Consider the following 16526-nt stretch of genomic DNA (forward strand, 5'->3'; position numbering starts at 1 on the left):
CTCAATGGCAGACCACACCGTGGAGCCGCTCATGTCACAGCCCTCGCGGCGGCTGTTCGAGGCCGCCGCGGAGGTCGAGACCCCCGCGCTCATCTACGACCTGCAGGGCATCGCGGATACCGTCCGACGCATGCGGGAGGACATCTCGGTCGTACCGGGAGCCCGGCTGAACATCGCGCTGAAGGCGTGCCACACCCCTGAGATCCTGGCCCATCTCGCCGCGATGGACGTCGGCGCGGACGTCGCCAGCGTCGGGGAGCTGGACCTGGCCGAGCGCGCCGGCTTCCACGAGATCTCTGCGACCGGTCCGGCCTTCTCCGCGGCCCACTTCGCGCGGTTCGTGGACAGCGGGGTCGTCGTCGACCTCGACTCCTGCGGCCAGATCGACCTTTACGGACGGCACCACGCCGGCACCGTCGTCGGCCTGAGGACCAGGATCCCGCTTCCCGAGCGCCTGGAGTCCGAGGCGACATTCGGGCGCAACAGCAGGTTCGGCGTCACCGTCACCGATCCCGAACTCCACGCCGCCTTGGAGCGATACAGTCTGCGCGTCACCAGACTCCACCTGCACACCGGCCAGATGACCCCCGAGTCACTGCTGTACAAGGTCACCTACACGCTCCTCATGGCCGAGCAGTTCCCCGACGTCCACACCATCGACCTCGGTGGCGGCTTCTTCCACCTTTACGCGCACCGCGGCAGGGCCATCGCGGCGTTCGCCAGGATGCGCCGGATCGTCGAGGACTGGCAGGAACGCCACGGACGGCGGATCGCCTTCAGGTTCGAGCCGGGCGGAGCGGTGCTGGCCGTCTACGGCTACCTGTTCACCGAGGTCCGCTCGGTCGAGGAACACCACCCCCACCACGGAACCAGGGTGGTCACCGTGGACTCGTCTGCCTGGAACCTCGCCCCATGGCACAAGCCCGAGGTGCTGTCGGCCGTTCCCTCGGCCGATGCCGCCGAGAGGGAGCCCGGCCTGATCGCCGGGAACACCCTGTACGAGAACGACTTCTTCGGCACCGACATCAAGGGCCGCGTCCAGCCGTTCCGCTTCCCCAAATGCCAGGTGGGCGACCGCCTGGTCGTCACCGCGACGGGCGCCTACACGATGACCAACTCACGGCGTTTCAACCGGATCCCCCCACCGGTCGAGTACGGCTTCGACGGCGTCACTCTGACCCGGCTCACCACGGAGGTGTTCGCGTGAACGGGGTGCTGATGGTCAACCCCGAGCTGGTGAGGACAGGCGAGGAGACCTTCTGGGACGTCGCCGAGGGCAGAGAGATCCGGCTGGGGCCCGCCCTGACCTCGCTGGTACTCCAGTTCGCTGTGCCCAGCACGGTGGACGCGGTCATCTCGGGCCTCAAGGTCACCAACTCAGCCGCGACCGTGGCCTCCGCGGTCGCGGAACTGGTGACCCGGCGAGTGCTGGTCCATCACGAGACGCGGGCGCCCGACAACGGCCGGGCCGCCGGCCTGTTCCGCAGCCCGGTGCTCAGCGTGGCCGAGGCGCTCGGGGGTGAGGTCGCCGACGCCGTGGTCCTGGGCATGCCGTACGACGTGGCCGTGACCTACCGGCCGGGCACTCGCTTCGGTCCCGAGTATTTACGCCGGGTCAGCGGATCCCTGTTCCAGTACAAGGTCGTGGACGGCCTCCCGCGCGGCATGCACGATCCCGTCCGTGGGCACCGGGTTCTGGAAGGGGTACGGCTCGCCGACATCGGGAACATCACGGGCACCGTCTTCACGCGCAACGGCACCGGGTTCGACGCGCTGAAGCGGATCATGTCGCGCCTGGCCGCTGCGAGCAGGTTCCCCGTGCTTCTGGGGGGCGACCACTCGATCACGCTGCCTGCCGTACAGGGAATGCTCAGCGCCTATCCCCGGCTCGGAGTCCTGCACATCGACGCGCACGCCGACTACGCCGTGGCGCGCACCGACGACTGGCGGGAGGACTGCCACCACGGCAACTTCATGAGCTGGATCGTCGGCGACGAGCGGGTGCAGAAGATCGCTCAGTTCGGCATCAGGCAGCTCACCGAGGAGGAGACCTACACTCCGGACAAGGTAAGCCGATGGCCGGGAACGACGGCGAGCGGCGCCGTATCCGACGTGCTGGCCGCCCTGCCGGAGGACTTGCCGTACTACCTCACCATCGACGTCGACGGCCTGGACCCGGCGACGATGCCCGCCACCGGCACTCCGCTGCCCGGCGGCTTTGGCGCCCCCCAGCTCATCACGCTGCTGGAGGCCATCTGCGCCGAACGCCGACTGGTCGGCATGGACGTGGTCGAGCTGCAGTCCGACACCGCGGACGGGCCGGGCTTGGTGGCAGCGGAGATCGTGCTACGCGTACTGGACGCGGTGCTGGGACGAGGACGCCGATGATCGACGCCTTGCTGCTGGAAGCCGAGACGCTGGCCGAGCTGGTACGGCTCTCGTGCGCGTCGGCCGAGGACGAGCGCCGCTTCCAGCCGATCGTCGATCGGCTGGGGGCTGTGGCCTCACTCGCGCCGACCGCGCCGCTGGCCGCCGAGCAGGAGCTGGAGCAGCTTGCGGTACGGCTCCGCCGTGCCCTCCTCGCCCGAGCGCATGACCACTCCGATCCGCACTTCCGCTCGCCCGTGCACGGGCCGGCGCGACCACTTCCCTCCGGGGACACCAGTGCCCACATCTACGAGAGGAGCGCGAACCCCACTGCCCTGGAGAGGCGCGTTGCCAAGGCGGCCCCGCCGCCCCGCGGCTGGCGGGCCGATCACGTGATGTTCAGCAGTGGGACGGCGGCGATCTCCGGTCTGCTGCAGTGCTACCGCAGTATGGTCAGGGGATCGGAGCGGGACCCACTGCGCGCCGGGGTGTGGGGCGGGTACTTCGAGACGGACATGCTGTTCGAGCTGCTGAAGTCGGGCGCCTTCACCTGGGATGCCGTCTCCGACGTGATCTCCGCAGTCGGCGGTGGGCAGTACGACCTGCTGTTCATCGAGCCGGTCCGCTACACCTGGGACCTGACGACCCTCGACCTGCCCGCCTTCGTCCGAGCCTGGCGCGTCAGGTCACCCCGCAGAACCAGGGTGCTGGTCTTCGACACGACGCTGGCCTCCTTCACTTGGCCAAGTGCTCGTGTGCTGGAAAGTTTGCGCGACGGCTCGCCCCTGCTGGTGATAGAGGTGCGATCCGGCCTGAAGCTCGACCAGCAGGGCTTGGAGCTGGCCAACCTCGGCATCGTCTCGATCTACAGCTGTCACGAGGACGAGGGCACGCCCACTGCGGAACAATTCGGGCAATACCTCAGGTTGATCAGGTCGATCACGGGCACGGCACTGTCGATGGACGCCATGGCCGTGCTGGACACGCCGTTCATGGCGGCTCCGGTATGGGTCGCCCGCCACGCGGGCCAAGTCTTCCTCAACAACCAGACGCTAGCCGCCGCGCTCGCCCAGGAGTCAGGGCTGTTCAGCAAGATCGCGCATCCGAGTCTGACGGTGGCGAGCGGTCCTCTTCGGCATGCGCCGTTTGTCGTGTGCCAGCTGGCCGAGGACCACATCGCCAATCACGGCTTCCTCCTCGCCGTCGTCAGGGAAGAGGTCCGCCGCCGCGGCATTCGCCTGGACTGGGGATCGAGCTTCGGCTTCCGCTCGCATCGGTGGGAGACGATCATCCCCCGGGTGCAGGACCGGCGCGGGCTGTTCAAGATTGCGATGGGCTCGCGATCCGGCCCGTCGTTCGAGGCAGCTGTCGAGCTGTTCCGACAGCTGGCGCGCTACCGGGACTTCGACGCGTTGCGCCGCGCCTACCCCGGGCTGATCGCGCTGGACCTGATGGCGATGGCCGGGCCGGAGCCGTCAGCCTCTGCCGAAGACAGTCCAACGGTGCGCGATCGCGAAACCAGTCTGCTCGTAGACGCGCAGCGCGGCGGCGGGGCCGGCTGAGTCCACGCTGAGCGAGGCTCGCTCATAACCAAGTGCGCGGTACGCGGCGAGCGCGTGGCTGAGGAGCGCACTGGCAACGCCTCGCCCACGGGCGGCCCGAATGGTGCCCAGGCTGTGGATCCAGGCCTCTTTGACTCCCGTGACCTCGGTGTCGGCGGGATAGTAGTGGGCGAGCAGCACCCCGGTCACGCGCTCGCCCTCCGTGGCCAGGAACGACAGCTCAGGGCGGAAGGCCGACGCCGTGACCAGGCCGTGCCACACCTCCGGTGAAAGCGATGAATTGCCCCACTGGCCGGAGAAGGCATCGTTGCGTGCCTTGAGGACGGCTTCAGCCGGCCGGGAATCGAAGGGGACCACGGACATCCCATCGGGAGCGGCGACGAGGTCGATGTCATTGTCCAACCGTCGTTCCATGTCCAGCAGCCAGCGAACGGGGTCGAAGCCCGTGGCGGCCATCAGCGCCGCCTGGCCCTCGTTGCGTTCACTGGCATGGACGCGCAGCTCCAAGGTGCGGTCCGGGTAGTCGCGCCGCTGAACCAAGGCTGCCTGCTGGGCGAACCACTCCACCAGCCGTTGCCCGAGCCCCCGCCTGCGATATCGGGGGGCGACAGCGCCTTCCATGCCGGCGACCAGGGTGGCGGCCGCCTCCGGACGGAAGCGGATAATCCCGTATCCGGCGAGGTCAGAGCCATCGAAAGCCGCTACCGTCGCCGCTTCGAGGTCGACGCGCGGATCCGCGAGCTGGTCGCGGAGATCCGTCAGGCTGTAGTTCTCGCCCTTGTGGTCGACGGCCTCCACCTGGCCGAGGAAGTCGGCCCACACCGGGACGTCGGACGAACGTAATGGCCGCCAGAGAAGATCCACCCGGACAGGATAAGCCGTTTGAACGCGCTTCGGCCGCCGCGGGTTGCGCGGCCCGGCTATGCCCGTCGAGCAGCCTGTCTCAGTGGGCGGCGTCCACAATCCGTGCTCCGCGGCCGACTGTCCGAGGGTGCACCGCCGGCAGGATCACCCCATGCTCATCGGGGACGGTGGCATGCGGCCGAATCCTGCCGACCGAGGCGCGTACCTCAATCAGCTGGCAGTGGAACACCTTGCGGGCGGGCACCGAATACAGTCAGTCAGCTAGTGCGGAGGCGCAGGGAAACCGGCCCGGAGTGCGGGTCGACACCACGTTGCCGCGGACTCCTGGGATGAACGCCATCTGCGAGCGGGGTATCGGCTCCCTGCGCCGCGAACTCCAGGACTCGCCACAGGCATGATCAGCGAATACCGTCACGCTGCTTAACGCAGCTCAGGACGCGGTAACTCAATATTCGGGCGGCCCTCGGAGCTGCGAGGTCTGAGGCGTCTGATGTCCTGCGGCTTTAAGGGTTGACACCCAAAATTTAGATGAAAACTATACTGACGTGCTTTGCTGACTGCCGTTAGCAGAAAGCCTACTCAGGAGAGCCAGCAAGTGACCGAGTCCCTCTTGGGCACTGTCAGCCTCCGTCGTCAACTGATCGCATCCCGCTGTCGCGAAGCGCCCGCCCGCATGAAGGCATTCCCAGCCGACGCATTGACCGGCCACGCCTGCGACGGCTTTCGGGGAACAGACGGAACTCTCCAGCGCCCATGGTCGTGGTCACGGGGCCGGCCTCGACGAATCTGCATCCTGAGCCGGGGCCGAGCCAGCGTCAGCGCTCTTCTAGAGTTTCAGAACCACGGGGATGATGCTCAATGGCGATGCCACTTCTCGATTCTGTCCCAGCGAAGGAAGGGGAGCGCGACGCCGCCCGTCGGGCTGCTGCCAGCGTGGGCAGGCACTCCTTGTCGGGAAGGCTGGGGCTCGACTCCGCCGTACAGGCCCGGAGGCTCGGGCTGCGACTCCCCGTGGACATGTCCTTTGAATCGTGGCGGAAAATCGGCGACCAATTGAGCGTGATTGCCGACTCCTCCGCCTGGTGGCTCGGGGATTGGCTCGTCTATGGCGCGGAGTACTTCCCCGACCGGTACCGGATAGCCCTCGCCAAGACCTCGCTGTCGTACAAGACGCTCAGAAACTACGCGTGGGTGGCCCGCAAATTCCCGATGTCCCGTCGACGGGACACGCTGAGTCTGCAGCACCATGCCGAAGTGGCCGCCCTCCCGGAGGACGAGCAGGAGATCTGGCTCACGCGTGCGGAGACCGAAGGCTGGCCGCAGAGCAAGTTGCGTAAAGAGATCCAGGCGAGCCGGGCCCGCAACGAGGACAGCGGCCAGGCCAGGGTGACCATCTCCGTTGAGGTCTCCTCCGCGCAGGAACAGCGCTGGGCCGCGGCGGCGCGGAGCGCGGCCGTCCCCCTGCCGGAATGGATCGCCTGTACCCTCGACGAGGCCGCGGTTCGCACCGGCCGGTAGACCGTGCGTCGCCCGGGGAAAGAACCGCTTCCCGGGCGACGTTCACGCTCGGCCCGGCACGGCACGCGCCGAGCACGGCCGACATCACCCCGGGATCATTCCACCGATGACGACAGCCGCCCCATCCGCTGTTCCAGTCGGCACGCTCAGCCGTGCTTCATGACGTAGCGGATGGGGAGGCGTTTGAGCCCGCCGACGAATGTGGTGGCGGTCCACACGGGCTCGCCGTCGAGCTCGACGCTCGCGAGCCTGGGGACGAGTTCGGCGAAGAGCGCGCGGATCTCCACGCGGGCGAGCGCGGCGCCCAGGCAGTAGTGAACGCCGAAGCCGAAGGCCAGGTGCCTGTTGGGGTCGCGGCCGACGTCGAAGCGGAACGGGTCGGCGAAGACCTCCTCATCCCTGTTGGCCGACGGATACGACAGCAGCACGGATTCGCCCTTCCTGATGGGCGTGCCGTTGACCTGGGTGTCGGCGGAGGCGGTGCGCATGAACTCCTTCACAGGGCTCACCCACCGGATCATCTCCTCGGCGGCCGTCGGCAGCAGGCCGGGGTCGTCCCGCAGTCGCCGCAGCTCGTCCGGGTGCCGGATGAGCGCCTCCAGGCCGCCCGCGATGGTGGAGCTGGTGGTGTCGTGCCCGGCCGTGGCAATGAGGATGTAGTAGGAGGCGGCGGTGTTGTCGTCCAGCGGCCGGCCGTCGATGCGGGCGTTGGCGATCTGCGAGGCGAGGTCGCCGGTCGGCCTGGCCCTGCGCTCGGCCGTCAGCTCGTGGAAGTAGGCGAAGAGGTCCTCCAGCACGGAGGTGTGGCCCTGCGGGCTGCTGCCGCGCCCGGTCTCCTCGTCGTGCTGGCCGAACAGCTCCTGCGTGAGCCGCAACATGCGCGGGAAGTCCGACTCGGGCAGGCCCAGCAGGGTGAGGATGACGTAGAGCGGATAGTGCACGGCGACCTGGCGGGCGAAGTCGCACGCACCGCCGTACTCTGCCATCCGGTCCACGTGCAGGCGGGCGAGCTCTCGGACCCGCACCTCCATGGCGCGCATGGCCTTGGGCCGGAACCAGTCGGCCCCGACGGCGCGCAGGGCGCGGTGCTCCGGATCGTCCATGTGGACGATGCTCCTGAGCGCGGTCCCCCGCGCCCGGCGCGTTTCGAGTGCGGCGTCGAGGTCGGCGGTCCTCAGCACGGGGCGCGGGGCGCTGAGCCACAGGGTGTGGTCCCGCTCGATCTCCAGCACGTCGGCGTGGCGGGTGACCGCCCAGAACGGGGTGTATCCGGGGACCTCCACGCGGTGGACGGGAGATTCACGGCGCAGCAGCGCGAGGGCCTCGTGAAGGCGGGTCTCGTCGGTGTACGCGGCGGGCCTGGCGAACGTTCGCCCGGCTTCGCTCACGGACAGGGTGGGGTTCACGGTGAAGCCTCCTGTCTCATCGGGTGGCGCGACGGCAGTACATCCGGCCGGGTCCCTTCGGCGCCCTACAGGCCAGGAGGTGCCATTCCCGCGGCGGCGCGTCCCCATGCCGGGGGGTCGATTCGGCCAGGACCACAGACCGACTGCTGACCCGGTTCTCTGGACGTCAATGGGACGGACGGTATGACTGCGGTGACACCGACCCGGAAGACGCCCGCCGCAAACGCCTCCAGGTGACCCCGCTCGGCTACGAGGTGATGCGCCAGGGTGAGGCCATCTTCTTGGAGGCCCACCTGTCAGTGCTGGTGGGCACCCTGCCCGTGCGCTTCGACACCCCTCCGCTGGATCGCCCGCGACCTCGGCGAACCGGCGTGAGACGTTACCGGCCGTTGATCAGGTGAGGGCGCGGAGGACCGGCGTCCACCTCGGCGGCTACCGGCGGGTGCACGGCGAACTCACTACCCTCGGCATCTTGGTCGCGCCATCCACGGTGTGGGAAAGCCTCGAGCAGGACGGCCTTGAGCCGGCACCAGAACGGGCGTCCACCACGTGGGCCGACTTCTTCCGCTCGCAAGCCGACGCTCTACTGGCCTGCGATTTTGTCGAGACCGTCACCTTGAACGGGCAGCGCCGGCACATCCCGGCCGTCATCGACGATGCCACCAGGCGCGTCCGCGTGCTGGGCACCACCCACGGCGGGTCGGCCGTCGGGGTCGGCAGGCGCGACGCCCATAGGAATTCCCTATGGCAGCTGCTGATAATTCATCTTTGCCTCTCGTTCTTTTCCGGACATACCGTGAATCGGGTTCGACGAGGTGCACACCGCGGTTGCTCGAAAGATTCGCGCTGTGCCCGCGCCGAGCGAATGAGCAAACAATCGAAAGGAATGGCAGCATGACCACGGTTGAGAACGGAGCTGAGCCGCGAGAGCTCAGAGGAAAGCGAGCCCTGGTCACAGGTGGTTCCCGTGGAATCGGAGCGGCCGTCGTGCGCCAACTTTTGGACGCGGGCGCCGAGGTCTTGGCCACCGCCAGGTCGACCACGTACACGGCGCCGGAGGGAGCCGCCTTCGTGACGGCCGACATCCGGACACAGGCCGGGACGGAGGCGCTGGCCACGGCCGTGCAGGAGACGCTCGGCGGGGTGGACATCCTGGTCCACAACGCGGGCGGTGCGCGGCCCAACGCGGGCGGCAGCGCCATGACGATCCCCGCCGAGGACTGGCAGGACACGCTGGAGCTGAACCTCCTGGCGGCGGTGCGGCTGAACTCGCTGCTGGCACCGGGGATGCGGGAACGGGGATCGGGGGCGATCGTGCACATCTCCACGGCCGCGCTCCTCCCGCCGGTGCCGGCGTTCGCGCACTACCAGGCGGCGAAGGCGGGGCTGGAAAGCTACAGCCGGGCCCTGGCCGCGGAGCTGGCCCCGTTCGGAGTCCGAGTCAACGCCCTGGGCCCCGGCAGGACCGCCACACCCGGCGGCGAGGAGACGCGGAGGCGGTGGGCGAGCGACAGCCCGGAATCGGGCACGACCGCCACACCCCCGCTCGGGCGCGACGGCCGGCCTGATGACATCGCCAACGCGGTGCTGTTCCTCGTGTCCGACCGGGCGAGCTGGCTCACCGGGACCTATTTCTCCGTGGACGGCGGCGAATACCCCAGGAACTGACGCCGAAGGGGAATTCGGCGGCGCACTTTCGCATCAAAAGACGAAGGAATCATGGCATGGAAAAATACAGCGGCAAGAATGTAGTGGTCACCGGTGGCAGCAGCGGCATCGGGCTCGCGATCGCGAAGTTCCTGGCGGACGGCGGAGCCCGCGTGGTGATCACCGGCCGTTCTCAGGCCACGCTCGACGCCGCACGGGAGCGGTTGGGCGAGAACGTGGTGGCCTTCCGCGGCGACGTGTCCTCGCTGCCCGACCTGGACGCCCTGGCAGACCGGGTGAAAGCCGAGCTCGGCACGATCGACGCCCTGTTCGTCAACGCGGGCATCACGCTCCTGACTCCTTTCGAGTCGACGACCGAGGAGGTGTACGAGGAGCTGTTCGCTATCAACGTCAAAGGCGCCTTCTTCACCGTGCAGAAGCTCGCCCCGCTGCTGAACACGGGTGCCGGCGTCGTCCTCACCACCTCGGTCGCGGGCGCCGTCGGCATGCTGGACACCAGTGTCTACGCGGCCGGCAAGGCGGCGGTGCGCTCCATGGCCCGCACCTTCTCCCGCGAGTTGCTTCCGCGCAGGATTCGCGTCAACGCGATCAGCCCCGGTCCCATCGACACGGGGATTCTGGAGCGCTCCATGACCAAGGAGGACGCCGAGCAGTCCAAGGCGGAGCGCGTCGCGGACAATCCCATGCGGCGTTTCGGCACCCTCGACGAGATCGCCACCGCGGCCGCGTTCCTCGCCTTCGACGCGACGTACACCGCGGGCGTCGAGCTCGCCGTGGACGGCGGAGTCACCCAACTCTGACCGGTCCCCTACGCCTCATGGCGGGCCGCGGGCCGGATCACCTTCCCCTACACCGTCCTCGAACCCTCAGTGGAACGAGCGATCACGGCCCAGGACGAGCTGCTCGGCGGCGTTCACCGCGGCAACCTCATCGTCCAGCTCACCGGCCCCAGCGCCTGACCAGCGAAATGAGGCGGAGTTGTCCCAGGTCTCCTGACGCAGGAGCTCCAGCAGAGCGGTCGCCGCCGGGCCCGCGTCGGACCGGACCACGGCGATGACAGGCTGGGACACGGCCGGGAACACCGGACGCGCCAGGTGCTCATAACCGCGGGGCACCGCGGAGGCCGGGACGAGCGTCACCCCTAGGCCGTGGGCGGCCCACCGAACGGCTGTCGCCGTCTGGGACACGCGGGAGACCGTGGCCGGGGTCAGCCCGTTGTTCCGCGACACCTCCAGCAGCACGCCGTCCAGTGCGCTGTCGCGGTCGAACCTGACCCACGGCTCCCCCTCCAGCTCCCGCAGCTCGACCCGGTCCGCGGCGAGCTGCCGGTGCCCGGCGCCCAGCACCACGACGAACTCCTCCTCGCCGAGGCGGTGGGCGTCCGCGGGGCTCCGCTCGCACGCGGCCATCAGGGCGAGGCCCAGCGCACCCCTGCGGCACAGCCGATCCAGCTCAGCGGAGCTCGACTCCTCGAAGACGGTGACCTCCAGCCGCGGGAAGCGGCGCCGCAGCACGCTCAGCGCGCCCGGCAGCTGCCGCGTGCCGAAGCCCAGCTGCGCCGCGACGACCAGCTCCCCCACCAGGTCATCCGCGCCGGCCCGCGCCGTTGCCCGCGCCCGCCGAGCCGCGTTCACCGCGACCTCCGCCTCCTTCAGGAACGCCCGGCCGACCGCGGTGGGCACCAGTCCGGCCGGCGTCCGGGCGAACAGCGTCACGCCGAGATCACGCTCCAGGTTGCGGATCTGCTGGGACATCGACGGCTGGGCGACTTGCAACAACTCCGCCGCCGCCGTCACCGAGCCCTCCGCCGCGACCGCCAGGGCGTACTCGAACTGGCGAAGGCTCATCGGCTCCCATCCCTCCTGGGGTGAAGCGTGGCCCACCCCGTCGTCATCGTGTCCCGCACCACTCACGTCACCCGGATTCCGCGAACGGCGACGAGCGTTCTTCGGCCCACCCGACACCTCGCCTCAACACACTCCCGTCCCGAACCCTTCCCAAAGGTGACACCGTTCCGCTCTGTCGGTACCAGCGACACAGCCACCCTCGCCGCGATAAGAAATCCGCGGAACCACCCCCACCCTGCACCCCATCGGTTGCCCGCGGTCTGCGGACGCTGCTGTCGCGAGAGAGCGCGGATGCGGGCTACAACAGGATCAGGATCCTTGTCGCGGCGGCCGGTCGACGCCCTCCGTTCGGACGCGAGGGTGGCCGGCTGGTCGAGGTATCCGGCGACCATGGCACCGTCCCGAATCAGCATCGGGTCGTCGGCGACCTCTGCGGGAGTCGTGAGATCGAGCGGGGCGATGAGCCCGATCGCCTCGGAGATCACCCGTGGCACAGAACCCTCTCAGACGGCAGAGATGATCCCGCTCTCCGCAGCAACGTCCAGGCCCTACGGCGACACCGGACGTGGCGCGACCGCCTCGCACAACTCGGCGGCGGCTTGGATGACGAGCTCGGAGAGGGTCGCTTCCGGGTCGGCCAGCCAGCGGGCTGTGGCTCGCCGCGAGATCGCTATCGCCACTGGAAGAGATCGGCGCCCAGGTGACCGGCTACGGCGACGGCATGGCCGAACGCGTCGCCGCGCTGGCCGCAGACCGCGTCGACCGCGCCCTGGAAGCTGTACTGAATGGATCAGCGTTTCCGGTGGCGCTAACGCCGAGCAAACTCCCTGCCGTATTGACTGCCCCTCAACGTCCCTGACCCGACGGGGGCGACCGTGACGCAACCATGACCTGACACGGATGAGCCGCGAACATGCCAAGTCGATAGTGGACGGGCCATGGAGCGTTCCTCATCGGAAGGCGGTGTGCGTCAGGCCCAGCTGAATCAGGTCCCAATAGCTCGAGGATCACGTTCTGCCGCGATCCAGGTTGCGCAGAAAACGAATTCCGGAGGTCACCACATGACTTTGCCGCCTTCGCACAGCGCCCCGCCCACCGTCCTCGTCGTCAGTGACGTTCCCGCGGAATTACCCGGACTCGCCCCCGTGCTCCCCGCCTTGCGCGACGTGATCGGCAAGGCGACCGGGCGGCCCGCGAGCTGGCTCTGGGTCGGACGGCCCCGCCGTGGCGCGGCGGCCGATGACACGCTGAGGACCTGGGCGCGCCGCGCCCACGGGCTGGTTCTCCTGGCCGGTGTCCGCAACGAATCCTGCTCGGTAGAGGTCCAGCTCGCCCTGGACCGGCTCGCGGGCGGCGCCCTGCGCCGGAAGCCGGTCGGCATCGTGTCGGTCGGCGTCGGGCAGAGCAGCCACGCGGTGGACCACCTCCGCGTCGTGCTGGCCGCGCTGGGGGCGGTGGCCATTCCGAAGGCCCTGCACCTGCCGGTTCATGAGCAGCCGCCGCCCGGCCTGGGACAGCCGCGCGACGGTGCCCGGGCGTTCGTCGACGAACTGCTGTGGTTCGCCGCCCGGCTGCGGGAGGACGTCCCGCTCACGACCGCCCACCCGCCGAAAGGCCACGACCACGCCGCCGCCGTGCACGTGGCGGCCGCCATTTCGTACATCACCGAGAACTTCGCCGACAACGACCTGACCCTCGAGTCCGCGGCCCACGTCGCGCACATGAGCAGGTACCACTTCTCGCGGACCTTCAAGAAGCACACCGGACGCCGGTTCATCGACTTCGTCACCGAACTGCGCATGCAGCGCGCCCAAACGCTTCTGCTGAAAACGGATCTGCCATTGTCCGACATCTGCGTGCAGGTCGGCTACCGCGATCTCAGCCATTTCCAGCGGACCTTCAAGGCGGCCTTCGCTGTGACACCGTCCGTCTACCGGTCGGCGGCCCTCGCCGGCCTCACCTCCGCGGGCGCCGCCCAGGCCGGCGGGCCCGACGCCTCGCCGTCCGAGCCCGTACTGGTCTCCTCATGTGCCGGGAACCAGCTGTGACCAGGCTCGTGCCGCACTACCTGTGCGATCGATGGCGTACGCCCACGGACCTCGGGACACCGCGGCGGCACGCGGTGTCAGGCGAGGAGGTCTACCGGGTCACCGCGGTCGGCGTCGACGCGGGCCCAGCCGTGGCACACGCCCGTACGGTCGGCATCCCCGCCCTGCGCGGCCTCGGCTTCGCGGAGCGCGCCCGGGCCGCCAGGCTGCTGGCGCGTCATCTGGCCCGGTACCAGGCGGAGTTCGTCGCTCTGGCCGGGCACCTGGGCGGCTCGCCCGCCGATGCCGAACAGGACGTCCGGGCGGGACTGGACGCGTTGCTCGGCCACGCCGACGCCGTGACCCGCCACTTCGCGGGCGAGACGACCAGCGACGGGAACCTGCTCGTCGAACCCGTCACCCACACCCACCTGCCGCCCATGGCCCACCTGTCCGCCGCCCCGCCCGGGATCGCCGTTCACGTCAGCGGCTTCGCCGACCCCGTGAGCACGATGCTCGACGGCTTCGCGGGCGCGTTCGTGCTCGGGGCGCCGAGCATCGTCCGGCCGTCGCGCCGTACCGCGGAGCTGACGGCCCACCTGGTACGGCGCGTCAGCGAATGCGACGCCGTCCCGCCGGGCTGCCTGCAACTGGTGACCGGTCCCACCGACCTGACCGGCCATCTCGGCCCGCACGACGAGCTCCGGTTCAACGGCACCGCCGCCACGGCCGGGCGGTTCCGCACCCTGCTCGCGCGGCGGCCGATGCCGCCCCGCGCGGAGTTCACCGCCGGGATTCTCGACTGCGCCGTCCTGGGCATGGACGCGGCGGACCACGGCCGGACGCTCGACCTGTACGTGGAACGTCTCGTGGCCGGCATGTCCGCGCACAACGGCCAGACCCGCCGGGCGGTACGCCGTGCCTTCGTTCCCGAGACCCTGATGGACGCCGTCAGCCAGGCCGCGTCGTCGGTCCTGGGCGGACTCCGGTTCACGGACCGGGAGTGCGGAGACCCGGCCCTGGGCCCGCTGGTGGACGCCGCGCACCGGCGCCGCGTGTTGTCCGCGCTCGCACGGTTGCGCCGAGCGGCCCGTACGGTGTGCGGCACGCCCGAGGACGTGGCGTTCGCGGCGAAGGAGTACGGGCCCGGGGCGTACCTGCCGCCGGTCCTCCTCGCCGCCGGCGACGTACAGGCCCAGGACCTGCACCGGGTCGAGGCGTTCGGTCCCGTCGTGGCACTCGTCCCGTACCGCGACGCCGACGAGATCGCCCGCGCGCTGGCCCTCGGCGCCGGCGGCCTCCGAAGCTGGATCGTCACAGCGGACCCCGGCCAGGCCCGCGACCTCGCCCGCGCCCTGGCTCCGACCCACGAACGCCTCCACCTCATCGACCCCGAAACCTCACCCGACGCGGCACTCGCACCCGGCAAGGGGCAGCACCCCGGCCGCCTGCGTACCCGCCTCACCGCGACCACCGTCGGCGGCACCCCGGCCCACCTGACCGCCGCCAGCGACCGCTGGACGCCAGGAAGCCCGCCGAGCACACCCGGTACGAGCCCGCTCCGCCTGCACCTGCGTGACCTGCGCCTCGGCGACACCGTCACGGCCGGGCCCCGCGTCGTCACCCGTGAGGACATCGCCGCCTTCGCCGAACTGACCGGCGACCACTACTACCTGCACACCGACGAGGCCGCCGCCGCCGATCACCCGATCTTCCGCGGCATCGTCGCCCACGGCCACCTGGTCGCCGCGCTCGCGACCGGGATGCTCGTCCCGCCCGAACCCGGGCCCGTGCTCGCCAACCTCGGCCTCGACAACCTCCGCTTTCTCGCCCCCGTCCGCCCCGGCACCCCGCTCACCGTCACCATGACAGCCGTCCGCATCACCCCGCGCCCCGGCACCGGGCGCGGCGAGGTCCGCTGGCACGCGGTCGTCACCGGCGCCGGAGACCGGCCCGTCGCCCGCTTCGACCTCACCACCCTGACCGCCGACCGGCCCACCACCGACTAAGGACCCACCATGCGCGCCGCGACCATTCACGGTCCCTACGACGTCCGCGTCGAGAACGTCCCCGATGCCCGCCTCAGCGAACCCGGCGACGCCGTCGTCCAGGTCCTGCGCTCCTGCGTGTGCGGCACCGACCTGTGGGCTTACCGCGGCGAATCGCCGCGCCGGCCCGGCCAGCGCCTCGGCCACGAGTTCCTCGGCACCGTGACCGACACCGGGCCCGAGGTGACCGCGATCCGCCCCGGCGACCTCGTCCTCGCCCCGTTCGCCTGGTCCGACGGCCGCTGCGCCGCGTGCGCCGACGGCCTGCCCACCTCATGCGTGAACGGCGGCCTGTGGGGGGCGGTAGGCGCCGACGGCGCCCAGGGCGAGGCCGTCCGGGTTCCCTACGCGGACGCCACCCTGGTCCGCCTCCCGTCCCACGCCGCCTCCGACGACCGGCTCCTCAACGCCCTGCTCGCGCTCTCCGACGTCATGGGCACCGGCTACCACGGCGCGGTGTCCGCCGACGTCCGCCCCGGCGCGGCCGTCGCCATCATCGGTGACGGCGCCGTCGGCCTGTGCGCCGTCCTCGCCGCCCGCATGCTCGGCGCCGAGCAGATCATCGCACTCGGCCATCATCCCGCCCGCCTCGACCTGGCCCGCTCGTTCGGCGCCACCGCCGTCGTCACCCGGCGCGGCGAGGCCGCCGTCGCCGCCCTCCGCGAACTCACCGGCGGCCACGGTACGCACGCGACGATCGAAGCCGTCGGCACCCGCGAGTCCATGCGTGCCGCCCTGGACGTCACCCGCCCCGGCGGCGCCATCGGCTGGGTCGGCGCCCCCCACGGCAACACCGACGCCCTCGATCCGATGACGCTCTTCCTCCACAACATCAGCCTCCGCGGCGGCCTGGCCCCCACCCGCCGCTACATCGACGACCTCCTCCCCCATGTGCTCGACGGCACCCTCGACCCCTCGCCCGTCTTCGACACCAGCCTCTCGCTGGAGTCGGTCCCCGCCGCCTACCAGGCGATGGACGCCAGGACGGCGCTCAAGCCGTTGATCACACCCGGCGGCTGACCACCCTGCGGCAGAAATTGCGCGGGACAATCTTCGCGCTCGGTCGAGATCTGGTGGATGTTGCTCGACACGCCGGGCGGGGCGCGCAATCGGTTGCCCGGAAGCGAGATCGCAGGTGGACTTGGCTCGTTTCCGCAACGACCGCGGCACCGGAGAGAGGGTGCGCGCGGCGGCGCGTTCCCTCCCGTGAAAGCCGGTG

The 16526-nt window shown here is 70.1% G+C and carries 14 protein-coding genes; 10 read left to right on the forward strand and 4 right to left on the reverse strand.

The annotated features are described in order from the left end of the window. Positions 1-4 precede the first annotated feature (4 nt). From HD596_RS01600 to HD596_RS01610, 3 genes are read left to right on the forward strand one after another with little or no spacing between them, the layout of a single operon-like run. Positions 5-1207 (forward strand): diaminopimelate decarboxylase family protein, encoded by a 1203-nt coding sequence (locus HD596_RS01600; protein WP_185067535.1) that lies wholly within the window; start codon positions 5-7, stop codon positions 1205-1207. After that, positions 1204-2388: an arginase family protein gene (locus HD596_RS01605; protein ID WP_185067536.1), complete on the forward strand. Its 1185-nt coding sequence runs from the start codon at positions 1204-1206 to the stop codon at positions 2386-2388. Before HD596_RS01600 ends, HD596_RS01605 begins: the two co-directional genes overlap by 4 nt. Continuing rightward, positions 2385-3929: a PLP-dependent aminotransferase family protein gene (locus HD596_RS01610; protein ID WP_185067537.1), complete on the forward strand. Its 1545-nt coding sequence runs from the start codon at positions 2385-2387 to the stop codon at positions 3927-3929. The genes HD596_RS01605 and HD596_RS01610 overlap by 4 nt, the downstream gene beginning before the upstream one ends. On the opposite strand, the gene HD596_RS01615 is transcribed toward HD596_RS01610, so the two are convergent. Then, positions 3843-4793: a GNAT family N-acetyltransferase gene (locus HD596_RS01615; protein ID WP_185067538.1), complete on the reverse strand. Its 951-nt coding sequence runs from the start codon at positions 4791-4793 to the stop codon at positions 3843-3845. The genes HD596_RS01610 and HD596_RS01615 overlap by 87 nt on opposite strands. 933 nt (positions 4794-5726) lie before the next feature. On the opposite strand from HD596_RS01615, the gene HD596_RS01620 reads away from it, so the two are divergent. Next, a complete protein-coding gene (locus tag HD596_RS01620) occupies positions 5727-6311 on the forward strand; it encodes an LmbU family transcriptional regulator (protein WP_376776136.1) in 585 nt (194 codons plus the stop codon). Between the two features lie 146 nt (positions 6312-6457). Here the strand turns inward: HD596_RS01620 and HD596_RS01625 are convergent, their stop codons facing one another. Continuing rightward, positions 6458-7717 (reverse strand): cytochrome P450, encoded by a 1260-nt coding sequence (locus HD596_RS01625; RefSeq protein WP_313042298.1) that lies wholly within the window; start codon positions 7715-7717, stop codon positions 6458-6460. A gap of 472 nt (positions 7718-8189) precedes the next feature. Between HD596_RS01625 and HD596_RS01630 the strand changes: the two genes are divergently transcribed. From HD596_RS01630 to HD596_RS01640, 3 genes are read left to right on the forward strand one after another with little or no spacing between them, the layout of a single operon-like run. Continuing rightward, positions 8190-8615 carry a hypothetical protein gene (locus HD596_RS01630; protein ID WP_185067541.1) on the forward strand — a complete coding sequence of 142 codons (426 nt, stop codon included), beginning with the start codon at positions 8190-8192 and terminating at the stop codon, positions 8613-8615. Further along, the gene (locus HD596_RS01635; protein WP_185067542.1) at positions 8612-9385 is read left to right on the forward strand and encodes an SDR family oxidoreductase; all 774 of its coding nucleotides are present in this window, start codon (positions 8612-8614) and stop codon (positions 9383-9385) included. Before HD596_RS01630 ends, HD596_RS01635 begins: the two co-directional genes overlap by 4 nt. 56 nt (positions 9386-9441) lie before the next feature. After that, on the forward strand, positions 9442-10185 hold the full coding sequence (locus HD596_RS01640; protein WP_185067543.1) for an SDR family oxidoreductase: 744 nt from the start codon (positions 9442-9444) through the stop codon (positions 10183-10185). Between the two features lie 66 nt (positions 10186-10251). On the opposite strand, the gene HD596_RS01645 is transcribed toward HD596_RS01640, so the two are convergent. Continuing rightward, positions 10252-11232: a LysR family transcriptional regulator gene (locus HD596_RS01645; protein ID WP_185067544.1), complete on the reverse strand. Its 981-nt coding sequence runs from the start codon at positions 11230-11232 to the stop codon at positions 10252-10254. A 62-nt stretch (positions 11233-11294) separates the two neighbouring features. Beyond that, positions 11295-11717: a hypothetical protein gene (locus tag HD596_RS60105; RefSeq protein ID WP_221519130.1), complete on the reverse strand. Its 423-nt coding sequence runs from the start codon at positions 11715-11717 to the stop codon at positions 11295-11297. A gap of 576 nt (positions 11718-12293) precedes the next feature. Here HD596_RS60105 and HD596_RS01655 point away from each other — a divergent pair. The 3 genes from HD596_RS01655 to HD596_RS01665 are packed head-to-tail and all read left to right on the forward strand — an operon-like array spanning position 12294 to position 16327. Further along, the gene (locus HD596_RS01655; RefSeq protein WP_185067545.1) at positions 12294-13280 is read left to right on the forward strand and encodes a helix-turn-helix transcriptional regulator; all 987 of its coding nucleotides are present in this window, start codon (positions 12294-12296) and stop codon (positions 13278-13280) included. After that, positions 13277-15268, forward strand: coding sequence for an aldehyde dehydrogenase family protein (locus tag HD596_RS01660; protein WP_185067546.1), 1992 nt, complete (start codon positions 13277-13279; stop codon positions 15266-15268). Before HD596_RS01655 ends, HD596_RS01660 begins: the two co-directional genes overlap by 4 nt. A gap of 9 nt (positions 15269-15277) precedes the next feature. Then, positions 15278-16327: a zinc-binding dehydrogenase gene (locus tag HD596_RS01665; protein ID WP_185067547.1), complete on the forward strand. Its 1050-nt coding sequence runs from the start codon at positions 15278-15280 to the stop codon at positions 16325-16327. Positions 16328-16526 lie beyond the last annotated feature (199 nt).

This window comes from Nonomuraea jabiensis (genome assembly GCF_014204795.1).
GTDB lineage: Bacteria > Actinomycetota > Actinomycetes > Streptosporangiales > Streptosporangiaceae > Nonomuraea > Nonomuraea jabiensis.

Coding starts and splice junctions, on each gene's coding strand:
- HD596_RS01640 (WP_185067543.1), top strand. CDS start 9,442: ATGGAAAAATACAGCGGCAAGAATGTAGTGGTCACCGGTGGCAGCAGC.
- HD596_RS01665 (WP_185067547.1), top strand. CDS start 15,278: ATGCGCGCCGCGACCATTCACGGTCCCTACGACGTCCGCGTCGAGAAC.
- HD596_RS01645 (WP_185067544.1), bottom strand. CDS start 11,232: ATGAGCCTTCGCCAGTTCGAGTACGCCCTGGCGGTCGCGGCGGAGGGC.
- HD596_RS01610 (WP_185067537.1), top strand. CDS start 2,385: ATGATCGACGCCTTGCTGCTGGAAGCCGAGACGCTGGCCGAGCTGGTA.
- HD596_RS01635 (WP_185067542.1), top strand. CDS start 8,612: ATGACCACGGTTGAGAACGGAGCTGAGCCGCGAGAGCTCAGAGGAAAG.
- HD596_RS01600 (WP_185067535.1), top strand. CDS start 5: ATGGCAGACCACACCGTGGAGCCGCTCATGTCACAGCCCTCGCGGCGG.
- HD596_RS01655 (WP_185067545.1), top strand. CDS start 12,294: ATGACTTTGCCGCCTTCGCACAGCGCCCCGCCCACCGTCCTCGTCGTC.